Origin of the sequence: Micromonospora sp. NPDC049203 (genome assembly GCF_043197215.1) — a bacterium.
Lineage (GTDB): Bacteria > Actinomycetota > Actinomycetes > Mycobacteriales > Micromonosporaceae > Micromonospora.
The window spans coordinates 23,184-36,732 of the sequence record NZ_JBICSV010000003.1; the positions used below are offsets into that span (position 1 = coordinate 23,184).

The 13,549-nt window shown below is 72.1% G+C and carries 16 protein-coding genes; 11 read left to right on the forward strand and 5 right to left on the reverse strand.

The window, feature by feature from the left end; translation table 11 throughout:
- Nucleotides 1-88: 88 nt before the first annotated feature.
- The 4 genes from purF to amcA all read left to right on the forward strand — a co-directional run bounded on the left by purF (nt 89) and on the right by amcA (nt 4,227).
- Nucleotides 89-1,606: an amidophosphoribosyltransferase gene (gene purF, locus ACGFIA_RS09005; RefSeq protein WP_216931519.1), complete on the forward strand. Its 1,518-nt coding sequence runs from the start codon at nt 89-91 to the stop codon at nt 1,604-1,606.
- A gap of 57 nt (nt 1,607-1,663) precedes the next feature.
- Complete coding sequence (gene purM / locus ACGFIA_RS09010) at nt 1,664-2,818, forward strand: phosphoribosylformylglycinamidine cyclo-ligase (protein ID WP_357385105.1); 1,155 nt, start codon at nt 1,664-1,666, stop codon at nt 2,816-2,818.
- A gap of 127 nt (nt 2,819-2,945) precedes the next feature.
- The gene (amcB, locus tag ACGFIA_RS09015; RefSeq protein ID WP_393259843.1) at nt 2,946-4,037 is read left to right on the forward strand and encodes a cyclophane-forming radical SAM peptide maturase AmcB; all 1,092 of its coding nucleotides are present in this window, start codon (nt 2,946-2,948) and stop codon (nt 4,035-4,037) included.
- Complete coding sequence (gene amcA / locus ACGFIA_RS09020; protein ID WP_357385103.1) at nt 4,018-4,227, forward strand: multiple cyclophane-containing RiPP AmcA; 210 nt, start codon at nt 4,018-4,020, stop codon at nt 4,225-4,227. Before amcB ends, amcA begins: the two co-directional genes overlap by 20 nt.
- A 133-nt stretch (nt 4,228-4,360) precedes the next feature.
- Here the strand turns inward: amcA and ACGFIA_RS09025 are convergent, their stop codons facing one another.
- Both ACGFIA_RS09025 and ACGFIA_RS09030 read right to left on the reverse strand, forming a co-directional pair.
- On the reverse strand, nt 4,361-4,576 hold the full coding sequence (locus ACGFIA_RS09025) for a DUF3073 domain-containing protein (RefSeq protein ID WP_013283429.1): 216 nt from the start codon (nt 4,574-4,576) through the stop codon (nt 4,361-4,363).
- A gap of 290 nt (nt 4,577-4,866) precedes the next feature.
- Nucleotides 4,867-5,949, reverse strand: a complete 1,083-nt coding sequence (locus tag ACGFIA_RS09030) for a Glu/Leu/Phe/Val dehydrogenase (RefSeq protein WP_393259356.1) — start codon at nt 5,947-5,949, stop codon at nt 4,867-4,869.
- Nucleotides 5,950-6,123: 174 nt separating this feature from the next.
- Between ACGFIA_RS09030 and ACGFIA_RS09035 the strand changes: the two genes are divergently transcribed.
- Nucleotides 6,124-6,963 (forward strand): hypothetical protein, encoded by an 840-nt coding sequence (locus ACGFIA_RS09035; protein WP_357468395.1) that lies wholly within the window; start codon nt 6,124-6,126, stop codon nt 6,961-6,963.
- 256 nt (nt 6,964-7,219) lie between these two features.
- On the forward strand, nt 7,220-7,429 hold the full coding sequence (locus ACGFIA_RS09040) for a BldC family transcriptional regulator (protein ID WP_007073996.1): 210 nt from the start codon (nt 7,220-7,222) through the stop codon (nt 7,427-7,429).
- 66 nt (nt 7,430-7,495) lie between these two features.
- Here ACGFIA_RS09040 and ACGFIA_RS09045 read toward each other — a convergent pair whose 3' ends face one another.
- A complete protein-coding gene (locus tag ACGFIA_RS09045; protein WP_357385097.1) occupies nt 7,496-7,909 on the reverse strand; it encodes a PPOX class F420-dependent oxidoreductase in 414 nt (137 codons plus the stop codon).
- A gap of 46 nt (nt 7,910-7,955) precedes the next feature.
- On the opposite strand from ACGFIA_RS09045, the gene ACGFIA_RS09050 reads away from it, so the two are divergent.
- A complete protein-coding gene (locus ACGFIA_RS09050) occupies nt 7,956-8,735 on the forward strand; it encodes a class I SAM-dependent methyltransferase (protein ID WP_393259358.1) in 780 nt (259 codons plus the stop codon).
- A 53-nt stretch (nt 8,736-8,788) separates the two neighbouring features.
- On the opposite strand, the gene ACGFIA_RS09055 is transcribed toward ACGFIA_RS09050, so the two are convergent.
- Nucleotides 8,789-9,076, reverse strand: coding sequence for a hypothetical protein (locus tag ACGFIA_RS09055; RefSeq protein WP_357385093.1), 288 nt, complete (start codon nt 9,074-9,076; stop codon nt 8,789-8,791).
- Between the two features lie 162 nt (nt 9,077-9,238).
- On the opposite strand from ACGFIA_RS09055, the gene ACGFIA_RS09060 reads away from it, so the two are divergent.
- Nucleotides 9,239-10,096 carry a 3-hydroxyacyl-CoA dehydrogenase family protein gene (locus ACGFIA_RS09060; RefSeq protein ID WP_393259360.1) on the forward strand — a complete coding sequence of 286 codons (858 nt, stop codon included), beginning with the start codon at nt 9,239-9,241 and terminating at the stop codon, nt 10,094-10,096.
- Nucleotides 10,093-10,836 carry an enoyl-CoA hydratase/isomerase family protein gene (locus tag ACGFIA_RS09065; RefSeq protein WP_393259362.1) on the forward strand — a complete coding sequence of 248 codons (744 nt, stop codon included), beginning with the start codon at nt 10,093-10,095 and terminating at the stop codon, nt 10,834-10,836. The genes ACGFIA_RS09060 and ACGFIA_RS09065 overlap by 4 nt, the downstream gene beginning before the upstream one ends.
- Before the next feature lie 64 nt (nt 10,837-10,900).
- Here the strand turns inward: ACGFIA_RS09065 and ACGFIA_RS09070 are convergent, their stop codons facing one another.
- A complete protein-coding gene (locus ACGFIA_RS09070; RefSeq protein WP_393259364.1) occupies nt 10,901-12,238 on the reverse strand; it encodes an ABC transporter substrate-binding protein in 1,338 nt (445 codons plus the stop codon).
- 166 nt (nt 12,239-12,404) lie between these two features.
- Here ACGFIA_RS09070 and ACGFIA_RS09075 point away from each other — a divergent pair, with 166 nt between their 5' ends.
- Together ACGFIA_RS09075 and ACGFIA_RS09080 are read left to right on the forward strand one after the other, a co-directional pair.
- Nucleotides 12,405-12,794: a hypothetical protein gene (locus tag ACGFIA_RS09075; protein WP_393259366.1), complete on the forward strand. Its 390-nt coding sequence runs from the start codon at nt 12,405-12,407 to the stop codon at nt 12,792-12,794.
- Nucleotides 12,795-12,839: 45 nt separating this feature from the next.
- Nucleotides 12,840-13,544, forward strand: coding sequence for a DUF2786 domain-containing protein (locus ACGFIA_RS09080; RefSeq protein ID WP_357385085.1), 705 nt, complete (start codon nt 12,840-12,842; stop codon nt 13,542-13,544).
- Nucleotides 13,545-13,549: the final 5 nt, after the last annotated feature.

Sequence of the window (13,549 nt, forward strand, 5' to 3'; positions counted from 1 at the left end):
AACCCGACGACGGTCCCGGCCCATGTGTGCGGAGCTGACCCCCCGACTCCGCCAGGCCAGTCCAGACCCCACTGCGAGGGAGCGGCAGGTGCCCCGAGGCGATGGCCGGCTGAGCCACGACCTTGACCCCCAGCGACCCGGCCCACAGGACGCGTGTGGCGTCTTCGGCGTCTGGGCGCCGGGTGAAGAGGTCGCCAACCTCACCTACTTCGGGCTCTACGCCCTTCAGCACCGCGGTCAGGAGGCCGCGGGCATCGCGGTGAGCGACGGCTCCGGTGTCGTGGTCTACAAGGATCTCGGCCTGGTCGCCCAGGTGTTCGACGAGCCGACGCTGGCCAGCCTGCGCGGGCATGTCGCGATCGGGCACGCGCGCTACTCCACCACCGGCGGCTCGACCTGGGAGAACGCCCAGCCGACCATCCGGGCCACGAGCGCCGGCACCACGATCGCGCTGGCGCACAACGGCAACCTGGTGAACACCGCCGAGTTGCAGCGCGAGGCCGCCGTGCGCGGGCTCGACTCCGACGGCTCGACGAACGACACCTCACTGGTCACGATGCTGCTGGCCAGCCGGCCCGACCTGTCGGTCGAGGCGGCCGCGCTGGAGGTGCTGCCCCAGCTGCGCGGCGCGTTCAGCTTCGTCTTCATGGACGAGTCGACGCTCTACGCGGCGCGCGACGCGCACGGCGTGCGCCCGCTGGTGCTCGGCCGGCTCGAACGCGGCTGGGTGGTGGCGAGCGAGACGGCCGCGCTGGACATCGTCGGCGCGAGCGTGGTCCGCGAGGTCGAGCCGGGCGAGCTGATCGCCATCGACGAGAACGGGCTGCGGTCCAGCCGGTTCGCCTCGCCCGAGCCCAAGGGCTGTCTTTTCGAGTACGTGTACATCGCCCGGCCGGACGCCACCATCGCCGGCCGCAACGTGCACGCCGCGCGGGTGCAGATCGGCCGCCAGCTCGCCAAGGAGCACCCGGTCGAGGCCGACCTGGTGATCCCGGTGCCCGAGTCCGGCACCCCGGCCGCGATCGGCTACGCCGAGGAGTCCGGCATCACCTACGGCCAGGGCCTGATGAAGAACCCGTACGTCGGGCGCACGTTCATCCAGCCCTCGCAGACGCTGCGCGCCCTCGGCGTCCGGCTGAAGCTGAACCCGCTGCGGCAGAACGTGCGTGGCAAGCGCCTGGTCGTGGTGGACGACTCGATCGTGCGGGGCACCACCCAGCGGGCGATCGTCCGGCTGCTGCGCGAGGCGGGCGCTTTGGAGGTCCACGTCCGGATCTCCTCGCCGCCGGTGAGCTGGCCGTGCTTCTACGGCATCGACTTCGCCACCCGCGCCGAGCTGCTGGCGAACGGGCTGGACAACGACGGCATCCGGCGGTCCATCGGTGCCGACTCGCTCGGTTACGTCTCGCTGCCCGGTCTCATCGCCGCGACCGAGCAGCCGAAGAGCCGGCTCTGCCGGGCGTGCTTCGATGGGGAGTACCCGATCGAACTGCCGGCCGGGAACCTGATCGGCAAGCACGTGCTCGAAGGAGTGGGACGCCGGGTCGCCGCCGAGGCGGCCGGGCCGACCGGTCCGCTCGTCGCCACACCGACCCACCACCCGTAGCACCACCGACGCGGGTCCGGCCGCTCCGGGCTCGCGGGAACCACAAAGGGGAGAACCGTGACGCACGTGTCCGAGCGCAGCGGCGCAGGATCCAGCCCGACGGGCGCCGGCGGCGACCGCCAGCCCTGGTCGGCCGGGTCCGGCCGGACGCAGCGCAAACGCTCGGTCTCGTACGCCGACGCCGGGGTGTCGATCGAGGCGGGCGACCGCGCTGTCGAACTGCTCAAGTCCAAGGTCAAGGAGACCCGGCGCCCCGAGGTCATGGGTGACCTGGGCGGCTTCGCCGGCCTGTTCCGGCTGGACACGAAGAAGTACAAGAACCCGATCCTGGCGTCCTCGACCGACGGCGTGGGCACCAAGCTGGTGATCGCCCAGCAGCTCGACATCCACGACACGGTCGGCATCGACCTGGTCGCGATGGTCGTCGACGACCTGGTGGCCTGCGGCGCCGAGCCGCTGTTCCTGCTCGACTACATCGCCACCGGCGAGGTCGTGCCGGACAAGGTCGCCGAGATCGGCGCCGGCATCGCGGACGGCTGCCGGTACGCCGGCTGCGCGCTGCTGGGTGGCGAGACCGCCGAGCACCCGGGCGTGCTGCGCCCCGACGAGTACGACATCTCGGCCACCGGCGTCGGCGTGGTGGAGGAGAGCGAGATCCTCAGCCCGGACCGGGTGGAGGTGGGCGACGTCGTGATCGCGATGCGCTCGTCCGGCCTGCACTCCAACGGCTACTCCCTGGTCCGGCACGTGCTGCTCGGCGCCGGCCGGATGCGGCTGGACGTGGTGATCGACGACTTCGGCCGCCAGCGGACGCTGGGCGAGGAGCTGCTAACCCCGACCAAGATCTACGCGCAGGACTGCCTCAAGCTGATCGCCGAGGCCGAGGTGCGGGCGCTGGCCCACGTCACCGGCGGCGGCATCCCCGGCAACCTGGTCCGGGTGCTGCCCGAGCACGTCGACGCCGTGGTGAACCGCTCCACCTGGAAGCCGCAGCCGATCTTCGACCTGATCCAGTCCAAGGGCCGGATCGAGGACCCGGAGATGGAGGCAACCTTCAACATGGGCGTCGGCATGTTCGCGATCGTCTCCGCCGAGGACGCCGACCGCGCGCTGGCCACCCTGACCGGCCGGGGCGTGGACGCCTGGCAGGCCGGCGAGATCATCGAGGGGTCCGGCAACGTGCAGATGGTCGGGCAGCACACCCGAGGCTGATCACCCTGCGCCCATCGGCCGGGCACCTGATCGGGGGTTCACCCGGGCGGTCGCCTCGGCCTAGCCTGGAGGTTCGGTTTTCAGGCAGGCGGGGGAGGTGCTGATGGCCGCGCGCACGCCTGAGGGTATGCGGGGCATCGCCGTCGTCCCGTCGTACGTGGTGATGCAGCCGACGACGCTGTGCAACCTCGACTGCGCCTACTGCTACCTGCCCCTGCGGGCGGTCGACAGGCGGATGCCGGTGGCCGTCGCCGAGGCGGTGGCGGCGTCGGTGAACCAGTGGGCCGCGAGCGGTCGCTTCTCCGTGGTGTGGCACGGCGGTGAGCCGCTCGCGGCCGGCCGGGAGCACCTGGCCGCGCTGCTGGCGCCGTTCGGGCCGGATGTCGAGCACCACGTGCAGACGAACGCCACCTTGATCGACGACGCCTGGTGCGCGTTCTTCGCCGAGCACCGGGTGCGGGTCAGCGTCAGCGTGGACGGGCCGCGGGCGCGCAACGCCGAGCGGGTCAACCGGGGCGGGCGGCCCGCGTACGACCGGATCGTGACGGGTGTGGCGGCGCTGCGCCGTCACGGCCTGCCGTTCTCGGCGCTCGCTGTGGTCTCGCGGCCGGAGCCGGGCCTGGCCACCGAGCTGTACGACTACTTCCTCGACCTGGGCTGCGACGTGCTCGGCGTCAACATCGAGGAGACCGAGGGCGTCAACACCCGGACGAACGCCCGGGACGCGGGCGCGGTCACCGGGTTCTGGGCGGAGCTGGTGGCGGCCTGGCGGCGGGATCCCCGGATCCACCTGCGTGAGGTGGAGTGGTCGCTGCGGTACGCGGGCGCGGTGCTGGCCGGCACCGCGCACGACCTGCTGCCCCGTAGCCTCGACCCGATCCCGACGGTCGGGCATGACGGCTCGGTGGTGGTGCTCTCGCCGGAGCTGGCCGGGTTCACCGACCCGCACTACGGCGACTTCGCCAGCGGAAACGTGCTCACCACGCCGCTGCGCGACATCCTCGCCGGCGCGGCCGGCACGCCGTGGGTGGGCGAGTTCCTCACCGGCGTGGAGGCGTGCCGGGACTCCTGCGCGTACTTCGGGTTCTGCGGCGGCGGGCACGCCGCCAACCGTTACTTCGAGCTGGGGCGTTTCGACGGCACGGAGACCGAGCACTGCCGCAACAGCAAGATCCGCCTACTGGAGGGAGTGTTGGAGCATGCCCGAGACCATCAGTGACACCGACCGGGAGGTCGTCGCCGACCGGGTACGGGGGGCCGCTGCGGGGCTTACCGCTCTGCTCCGTGAGGCGGAGGCGGCACGGCTGCTGCGGGCGGAGGTGTCGGGCGACGGCGCCGACGCGGTCTGCGCGTGGAACCACTTCGAGAACATCCCGACGTTCTACAACTGGAACAACCGGCCACGCTGAGGGGCGGTTCCGCGATCAGGGACCTGCCGGCGAGTCGGCACGGCAGGCCCCTGCATCGTCGGTCGTACGCCGGCTCAGCAGAGCACATGCGTGAGCACGCGGGGGTTACCGCGTGCTCAGATGTGACCGGAGGTCAGCGGGTCGGACGAGCCCAGGTGTCCGGGTCGTCGTCCGCGTGGTCCTCGTCATCGTCGTCGACATACTCTTTGTAGTCGTCGTCGAAGTTGTGCTCAGACTTTCCACTACCCGCCAGTTCGCGCTGCAAGGCGGTTAGGTCGGTGTTCGGGGAGTGATACTTCAACTCCCGCGCCACCTTCGTCTGCTTGGCCTTAGCACGGCCGCGCCCCATGGCTCGACCCCCTCGCACAGAATGCGGGGCAGCCCGAAGGCGGGCCCCGATGACGTCAGGCATCTCTCGTGGCTCTTACGGTACATGGGGATGCCATCGTTCGGCACCTCGGGTCACCGTCGACCGGACCTGCGCGTTGCGGTGGTCCAGCCGTCACAAAGTGTACCGGGTAAGGGGTAGGACCCGGGGCTGGCCATGACACCGGACATACCGGCATGAACGGTGCCGATGCTCAGCTTAACGCGCGCGGCCCCCGGGGGTGGAGCCGCCGCTCCACCCCCGGGTGAGCTTCACCGCAGATGGATCGCGCGCAGCCGGCCGACCTCCGCCATCCGCCGCTCGGCGAGCCGGTCCGCGGCGACCGCCGGCGGCACGCCCTCGTCGTCGGCGAGCCGGAGGATCTGCCGGGTGGTGTCGAAGATCCGGGTCGCGCGCAGCTTGGCGCGGTCGAAGTTGAAGCCGTCGATCTCGTCGGCCACCTGGATCACGCCGCCCGCGTTCACCACGTAGTCGGGCGTGTAGAGGATGCCCCGGTCCGCGAGCACCTTCTCGATGCCCGGGTGGGCGAGCTGGTTGTTCGCCGCCCCGGTGACCACCTTGGCCCGCAGCACCGGCACGGTGTCGTCGTTCAGCGCGCCGCCGAGCGCGCACGGGGCGTACACGTCGATATCGGAGGTCACCAGCGCCGCGGTGTCGTCGACCAGGGTGACCTGCGGGTGGGTGGTGCGCGCCCACTCCTGGGCGCGCTGGCTGACGTCGGTCGCCACGACCTCGGCGCCGTCGTCGAGCAGGTGGGCGGTCAGGTACTTGCCGACCTTGCCCAGCCCGGCCACGCCGACCCGGCGGCCGGCCAGCGTCGGGCTGCCCCAGACGTGTTCGGCGGCGGCCCGCATTCCCTGGAACACGCCCCAGGCGGTGAGGATCGACGAGTCACCCGCGCCGCCGTGTTCCACGCTGCGGCCGGTCACGAAGCGGGTCTCGCGGGCGATCACGTCCATGTCCGCCACGTAGGTGCCCACGTCGCAGGCGGTGTAGTAGCGGCCGTTCAGCGACTCGACGAAGCGGCCGTACGCGCGCAGCAGCGCCTCGCTCTTGATCTGCTCGGGGTCACCCCAGATGACCGCCTTGCCGCCACCGAGGTCGAGGTTCGCCAGGGCGTTCTTGTAGGCCATGCCGCGCGAGAGGTCGAGCACGTCGGCGAGGGCGTCGGCCTCGCTGGCGTACGGGTAGAACCGGGTGCCGCCGAGCGCGGGGCCCAGCGCGGTGGAGTAGATCCCGATGATCGCCTTCAGGCCGGACTGCTTGTCCTGGCAGAACACGACCTGCTCATGCCCTGTGGAAACGGGGTCGTCGGTGCTGGCGAATACGCTCATGGCTGACTCCTGTGTCGGTGAGCGCCCTTGTGGGGTGCGGAACCTGGTGGCACGCCGGCGGGATGCTGCCGGTGTCGTCGAGCCTAATATCGGCCCGAACCGTACTGTCGCGCATGTCACGCCACGGGCCCAAGGGCGGCGACGGATGGTCCCGTCTCGTGGGAGGATCGCGCCGTGCCGTCGCTCTTCGCTTCATACCTGCGCGTGTACGAGCCGCTCACCGCCTTCGACCGGGACCGGCAGTCGTACTGGCGCCGGTACGTCAGCGAGGGCCGCGCGATAGCCCCGCTGGAGGGACCGGTACGGCAGCGGACGGCGGTGATCGAGGCGCTCGGCGCCGGCTGGACCCGGCTGCCCGACCTGCCCGACGAGGCGTACGTCCTGGAGGCCGACGACGCGCTGCTGGTCTGTCCGTGGAACCTGCGGATCCGGGTCGCCGAGGCGGCGCTGAGCGCCCGCGACGGCGTGCCCTCGGTGCTGGCCGACGCGTTCGTGCCGCCGGTGCTCGCCGGGCAGGCGAAGGCAGTGGTGGAGGACTGGCGCAGCGGGGCCCGGGTGCTGGAGCACGGGGTGCCCCGGGTGCACGAGCAGATCGCCACCTGGGGGGTGCCGCTGCGCTGGTTCGTGCTGTTCGAGGCCGGTGAGCGGCACCTGGTCACCGAGCCGGAGCGGCGGGCGCTGCGCTACCGCACGGAGATCTCCAAGGCGCGTCGCCGGGCGTCCCGGGCGCTGTCGGTGCTGCGCAAGTCGATTGGCGAGGCGCCGATCACCGAGGCGGTCGAGGAGGCGGCCCGGTGGCTGGAGGAGTTCCACCCGCGTTCCGTGGTCGAGCTGGACTACGGCGGCCTGGTGCAACTGCTGCCGGACGAGACGCTCGAGGCCGACGACTCGCCCGAGCTGGTCGCCACCGGACTGTCCGGACTGGGCCGTGGCGAGGCCGAGGAGGCGTCCGCCGCGTACGACAAGCTGGTCGCCCGCTGGCGCGCGGTGCAACTGCTGGAGCGCTGCAACTGACGCCCGGTTTGCCACACTTAGTGGCCTTGGACACGAGTGTGTATCGTAGTTGATGCATCACGAACCGTGATCATGAGTCCGAATAAGGTAGTTTCTGCGGCATAAAAGTCGTAAAAATCGGGCATGGTTCATCCGTCCGTCTAGGGACCTTCAGCCGTTCGGCCCATGTCGGACATCGGGGACTAGCCGGACCATGGGAGACGCGTCGGCCGGCGGGACCCCGGCCGATGTCTATACATGTGGAGGAGTGACCCCGATGGCATCGCGAACGCACGAACCTGAGCCGCTACTCACACCGGCCGAGGTGGCGTCGATGTTCCGTGTCGACCCGAAGACGGTGACCCGGTGGGCCAAGGCTGGCAAGCTCAGCGCCATCCGGACCCTGGGCGGCCACCGCCGCTACCGCGAGTCGGAGGTTCGAGCTCTGCTACAGGGGCAGATCCCCCAGCAGCGCCAGGGAGACTGACGAACCGGCGTTCTCCGGCGTTCCGATCAGGGGCGGTGCCGTCGCGGCAGCGACGATCCACCGCCCTTAATCGTGTCCGGGCTCAGTCGTTTCCGGGGTCGACCCGTCCAGTACGATCCGCAGCCCCACCGTGCCGCGCTCACCCCGGCGCAGCCGGCTACCGAGCAGGCTCAGCCGCCCGATCAGCCGGTACTTCTGCTTGAGCAGGCCCCGCACCCGGTCGGTGCTCTCCGCGTCGGCGATCGTCGCGTGCCCCGGGACCGCCGCGCCGTGCGGCCGGCCGCGCACGTCGCACGGCGCCACGGTGACCCGGCCGTCCCGCCGGATGCGCTTCACCTTGCCGGAGTCGGCCACCGTCCACACCGCGAGCCCGTCGCCGTCGCGTACCGCCCACACCGGAGTCGGCACCGCCCGGCCGTCCTTGCGGAACGTGGTGAGCAGGACGTACTTCTCCGCCGCCAAGCGGTCCAGGTCGGTCACGCCGCCAAGGATACGGCGTCTCCGGCCCCCGGATAGCGTTGCGGGCATGACCGGGGAACCCGAGATCGGCGACGTGTTCGGCGAGATGATCCGCGACGCGTACGCGGTCGCCACCGGAATCGGGCCGCGTCCGATGGCCGGCGGTCGCCTGCCCCGGCCGGTCATCGAGATCATCGAACGCGACGACGGGCTCGTCAACGGCGCTCCCGCCGGGCACTACCTGGAACCGCCGCAGCTGTGGCAGCCGCACGACCACCGGGCCGTGGACCGGGTTCGCGGGGACGTGCTCGACGTCGGCGTCGGCGCCGGCCGGATCGCGTTGCACCTGCAGGACCGGGGCGTGCCGGTCACCGGGCTGGACACCTCGCTCGGCGCGCTGCGCGTCAGCCGCCACCGGGGCGTACGCGACCTCGTGCACGGCACCGTCGACGAGCACGCCGCCGACGGCCGCCGGTACGACACGTTCCTGCTGCTCGGCAACAACCTCGGCCTGTTCGAGGGTCGGGAACGCGCCCCGGCGATGCTCGCCGCGCTCGCCGCGCTGGCCCGCCCCGGCGCGCGGGTGATCGCCCACGGCACCGACCCGTACGGCACCACCGACCCGGTGCACACCGCCTATCACGAGCGCAACCGGCAGCGGGGCCGGATCGGCGGGCAACTGCGGCTGCGGCTGCGCTACCGCCTGCTCGGCACCGAGTGGTTCGACTACCTGGTCTGCTCGCCCGAGGAGTTCGCCGGGCTGGTCCACGGCTCACCGTGGCGACTGACCGACGTGGACGACACCGACCACCCCTACTACCTCGCCACGCTGGAGCTGCGGCGTTAGGAAGGGCCCCTTTCAAGCGCCTAGGCGCTTGAAAGGGGCCCTTCCTTACATGCTCAGACCTGGACGGTGGGGGTGGTCTGCTCCGGGGGCAGCCCGCCGTCGCCGTCGACCACCTCGTCCGGCGTGCCGTCCTCGTCGATGTCCACCATGGTGATGTCCACCTTGCCGTCACCGTCGGTGTCGAACTGGAACAGGTCGGCCTTGCCGTCGCCGTCGGTGTCCACCACCCACACGTCGGTCTTGCCGTCGTTGTTGGTGTCCGCGCGGAGCAGGTCAATCCGCTCGTCGCCGCGGGTCTCGACCGTCTCGGTGCTCTCCGCGCTCTCCGGTGCCTGGCTCATCTCGTTCCTTCCTTCGGCGTTGACGGCCGTCCTTACCCCGTCCGCTCCGCCCCCACGCATCCCGGCGGCCCGGCCATGCATAGGGTCGCATGCAGGAACGAGCGAGCGGACGGGCCCGGCGGCGGAGACCCCGCGCGCCCCCGCCGCGGCGAGGGGACGTCGATGAGTGGTCGTTTTGTGGTCGTCGGGGCCGGCACCATGGGCCTCGGCATCGCGTACGTGGCGGCCGGCGCCGGGTACGCGGTCGAACTGGTCGAGGTCGACCCCGCCCGGGGCGCCGAGGCACTGCGCCGGCTCGGCGAACTCTGGGACCGGGGTGTGCTGCGCGGCAAGCTGACCGAGGAGGCCGCCACCGCCAACCGGGCCCGCGTCACGCTCCGGGCCGGGCTCGCCGAGGTGGCCGAGGGCGCCGACGTGATCGTGGAGGCGGTGCCCGAGCGGCTCGACCTGAAGCGCGCCGTACTGCGCGAGGCGGAGAGCCGCCGTCCGGCGCTGCTGGGCAGCAACACGTCGAGCATCCCGATCACCGACCTGGCCGCCGGGCTGGAGCGTCCCGCCGGCTTCCTCGGGTTGCACTTCTTCAATCCGGTGTGGGCGATGGCGCTGCTCGAGGTCGTGGTCGGCCCGGCCACCGCGCCGGCTACGACCGAGGCGGCCGTCGCGCTCGCCGCCCGGCTGGGCAAGGACCCCGTCGTGGTACGCGACATGCCCGGCTTCGCCACCTCCCGCCTCGGCGTCACGCTCGGCCTGGAGGCGATCCGGATGGTGGCCGACGAGGTGGCGAGCCCGGCCGACATCGACAAGGCGATGGTGCTCGGCTATCGGCACCCGATCGGTCCACTGGAGCTGACCGACCTGGTCGGGCTGGACGTGCGGTTGGACATCGCCCGCACGCTCCAGGCCGCGTACGGGGACCGCTTCGCGCCGCCGCCGCTGCTGGTCGAGCTGGTCGCCGCCGGGAAGCTGGGCAAGAAGTCGGGTCAGGGGTTCTACACCTGGAAGGACGGCGTGAGGCAATGACGGGGCTGCGGATCGAGGAGCTGCCGGACCGGCTCGTGGTGACGCTGGACCGGCCGGAGAAGCGCAACGCCATCGACGCCGACCTGGTGGGCGAGCTGCACGCGGTCTGCGCCGACCTGGAGGCGCGTCCCCGGCTGCTGCTGCTCACCGGCGGGACGGCGGGCATCTTCGCCGGCGGCGCCGACATCGCCCAGCTCCGCGAACGCGGCCGGCTGGACGCGCTGGCCGCCATCAACCAGGGCGTCTTCGCCCGCATCCGGGCGCTGCCGATGCCCACCGTGGCGGCCGTCGACGGGCCGGCGCTGGGCGGCGGCGCCGAACTGGCGTACGCCTGCGATCTCCGGGTGTGCACGGACCGCGCGGTGTTCGGCCAGCCCGAGGTGCGGCTGGGCATCCTGGCCGGCGCGGGCGCGACCTACCGGCTGCCGGCGTTGATCGGTGAGGCCCGGGCCAAGGAGCTGCTGTTCACCGGCCGGCGGGTGGACGCCGAGGAGGCGCTGCGGATCGGGCTGGTGAACCGGGTGGTGGCCGACCCGGCGGAGCTGCTGCCCACCGCGCACGGCCTGCTCGACGAGATGGCGAAGGGTTCCGCGCTGGCGCTGCGGCTGACCAAGCTGGCGGTGGACGCCCCGGCGGCCGCGCACCCGCAGCTCGACCTGCTGAGCCAGGCGGTGCTGTTCGAGGACGAGGAGAAGCACCGGCGGATGACCGAGTTCCTGGAGCGGCGCCGGTCACGCTGAGGACGGCGGGAGACGACGAGGGCCGCACCGGTGTTTCCGGTGCGGCCCTCCACGTCGGTACGCCTCAGCGCTTGATGTCGACTCCGGCGTCGTCGAGCGCCGGGATGGCCGGCGCGGACTCGGCGAAGCCGATGAGCAGCAGCGCCTCCGGCCCGAAGGCCTTGATCTCCCTGGCGACGCCGCTGAAGTCCACTGGCGTCTTCGGGTCCGCGGGCGGCTCGTAGGTCAGCAGCTTGACCCGGTCCGCGCCGATCCCGGCCTTGTCCAGCTCGGAGCGGACGTTCTCCTGGAGGCCCTCGCCGTAGGAGTCCTTACGGGCCAGGATCGCGATCTTGCGCGGGCCGTCCCGGAGCATCACGTCGGCAAGCGCCCGGCCCTGGAGGCTGTCCGGCGGCGCGGTACGGAAGTAGAGGCCCTTGTCGTCCACGGTGCTCAGCCCGGCGTCGGTGTTCGACGGGGAGAACAGGATCCGCCCGGCGGCCACCACGTCCGGCAGCACGGCCCGGGAGATGCCGGAGCCGCCCGCGCCGATGATGACGTGGACGCCCCTGCTCACGTGAGAGGCGACGGTGACCTTGGCGATCTCCGGGTTGGTGCCGTCGTCGCCCTCGATCCACTTGACCGGCTCACCGAGCGCGCCGCCGGCGGCGTTGACCTCGCGGATCGCGAGCGCGGCGCCGGCCGCCAGCGGTGGGTACGCCAGCGCCAGGTCACCGGTCTTGGGCAGCAGCCCGCCGAGGACCAGCGGGGCGTCCTTCGCCTTGCCGTCACGCAGCTTGCGACCACGCGGCGGGGTTTTGGTGCTCGCCCCGGACTCCTCACCGGCGCCGACGAACTCGGTCTTGCTGTCGTCGATCTTCTGGTTGTCGAAGTGCCGGGTGCCGTAGCTCGCGGTGGCCGGCTCGCCGGCGTCGGTGAACCCCGAGCGGGTCAGCGACACGCTCCGGTACTCGATGTCCCGGCCGGCGCGGGCGAGCTGGAGGCAGGCCACCACGTCGTCGCAGCGTTCGCCGCCGGTGGTCACGCCGACGATCTGCTTGGCGATCTCGGCTGGCGCGGTGGTGCCGGCGAGCTGGGCGGCCAGCACGCTGATCACGACCGCGTCGTAGGACTCGGCGGAGTAGAGGAAGTCGGTCAGCTTCGGGTCTACGGCGAGTAGCCGTTCCTTGAAGCTCTCCGGCAGCGGAGTGAGGGGCGTGGTGCCCTTCATCCCGTTCACCAGATCCGCCCGGTCCTTGAGTTCCGTGGCGTACGAATTGGTCATGTTGCCGTCGGTGCCGTAGAGGCGCACCTGGGTGGCGGGCGCTTCCTCCGGCTCGTCGCTCCCGCAGGCGCTCGTGGCGAGCAGGAGCGCCGCGCAGGCCATGGACAGGGCCGCGCGCGACGTGCGTGTTCTCAGCATGGTCGTCCTTCCTCCGGCGAAGGTCCGCTGCGCACCTTAGCGTGCTCGTGCGGCACGCGGGACTGTGGAGTCGGCTGCGTCGGCACCCCGACTGCGGGGATCACTGTGCGTGGTCAACGGGCTGTTTCCGGGTCACCGCTTGACCCCCGGCGATACTGTTCCGCGGGTGAACGACGAAGCACAGCAGACGCTCGACGACGCGACCGCCGTGCTCCGTTCGGCCTTCGCCGGGGACGGCGCCGGGGTGGTGGGCACGTTCGACGCGGTGGTGGACCGCTCCGGCCTCGCCGGGGCGTACGGAGTGGCGTGGTGCCTCGCCGCGACCATGCTCGGCGACGACGCCCCGGCCGGCGGCGCCGCCCTCGACTTCCCCGGCATCGACCAGGCCGACTACGACACGCGGTGGGTGGCCCGCTTCGTCAGCGCGTGCGCCAACGACGACGCGGACACCGGCGAGGCGTTGTTCGGGGCGGCGGCGGCCGACGGGTTGCTGCCCGACTGCCTCCTCACCCTCGCCGGCTCGACGATCGCCACGCTGCGCAGCCGGTCGGACTGAGCCCGCCGCGCGGCCCGTCGCCCCGGCTGTGGTAGCTCTGGGTGCATGTCCGAGGCGATGCTCAGCAAGGTGCGCAAGCTGCTCGCCCAGGCCGAGGACCCGGCCTGCACGCCCGCCGAGTCGGCGGCCTTCATGGCCAAGGCCACCGAGCTGATCGCCCGCTACGGCGTCGACCGGGCGTTGCTCGCCGCGCGCGATCCGGCGGTCGACCCGGTGGGTGACCGGACCGTCGAGGTGGTCGCACCGTACGCGCGGGACAAGGCCGGCCTGCTCGCGGCGGTCGCCGAACCGCTGCGCTGCCGATGCGTACGCCGCCGGCAGGGCAACGGCTTCGTCATGCACCTGTTCGGCTTCGCCAGCGACCTGGAACGGGTCGAGCTGCTGTTCACCTCGCTGCTGGTGCAGGCCGCGCACGGGCTCGCCGGTGCTGCCGTACCGGCCGGGGAGCATCCGGCGGCGTTCCGGCGTACCTGGCTGGCCGGGTTCGCGTACGTCGTCGCGGAACGACTGCGCGCGGCCGAGAACAAGGCGGTGGCGGAGGCGGGCGGGCCCTCGACGGCGCTGGTGCTCGCCGACCGCTCCGATCGCGTCCAGCACCGGGTCGCCGAGGCGTACCCCCGGTTGCGCACCGCCCCGCGACGGCGGCTGGCGGGCGGTGGCTTCGGTTCCGGCGCGGACGCCGGCCGCCGGGCCGACCTGGGCGGCACCGGCGTGGCCGGCACCGGCGCGGCGCCGGGCATCGCCGGCTGACCCGG

Coding starts and splice junctions, on each gene's coding strand:
- ACGFIA_RS09040 (WP_007073996.1), top strand. CDS start 7,220: ATGGCATCGCGAACGCACGAACCTGAGCCGCTACTCACACCGGCCGAG.
- ACGFIA_RS09060 (WP_393259360.1), top strand. CDS start 9,239: ATGAGTGGTCGTTTTGTGGTCGTCGGGGCCGGCACCATGGGCCTCGGC.
- amcA (WP_357385103.1), top strand. CDS start 4,018: ATGCCCGAGACCATCAGTGACACCGACCGGGAGGTCGTCGCCGACCGG.
- ACGFIA_RS09025 (WP_013283429.1), bottom strand. CDS start 4,576: ATGGGGCGCGGCCGTGCTAAGGCCAAGCAGACGAAGGTGGCGCGGGAG.
- ACGFIA_RS09030 (WP_393259356.1), bottom strand. CDS start 5,949: ATGAGCGTATTCGCCAGCACCGACGACCCCGTTTCCACAGGGCATGAG.
- ACGFIA_RS09050 (WP_393259358.1), top strand. CDS start 7,956: ATGACCGGGGAACCCGAGATCGGCGACGTGTTCGGCGAGATGATCCGC.
- ACGFIA_RS09055 (WP_357385093.1), bottom strand. CDS start 9,076: ATGAGCCAGGCACCGGAGAGCGCGGAGAGCACCGAGACGGTCGAGACC.
- ACGFIA_RS09070 (WP_393259364.1), bottom strand. CDS start 12,238: ATGCTGAGAACACGCACGTCGCGCGCGGCCCTGTCCATGGCCTGCGCG.
- ACGFIA_RS09080 (WP_357385085.1), top strand. CDS start 12,840: ATGTCCGAGGCGATGCTCAGCAAGGTGCGCAAGCTGCTCGCCCAGGCC.
- ACGFIA_RS09065 (WP_393259362.1), top strand. CDS start 10,093: ATGACGGGGCTGCGGATCGAGGAGCTGCCGGACCGGCTCGTGGTGACG.
- amcB (WP_393259843.1), top strand. CDS start 2,946: ATGCGGGGCATCGCCGTCGTCCCGTCGTACGTGGTGATGCAGCCGACG.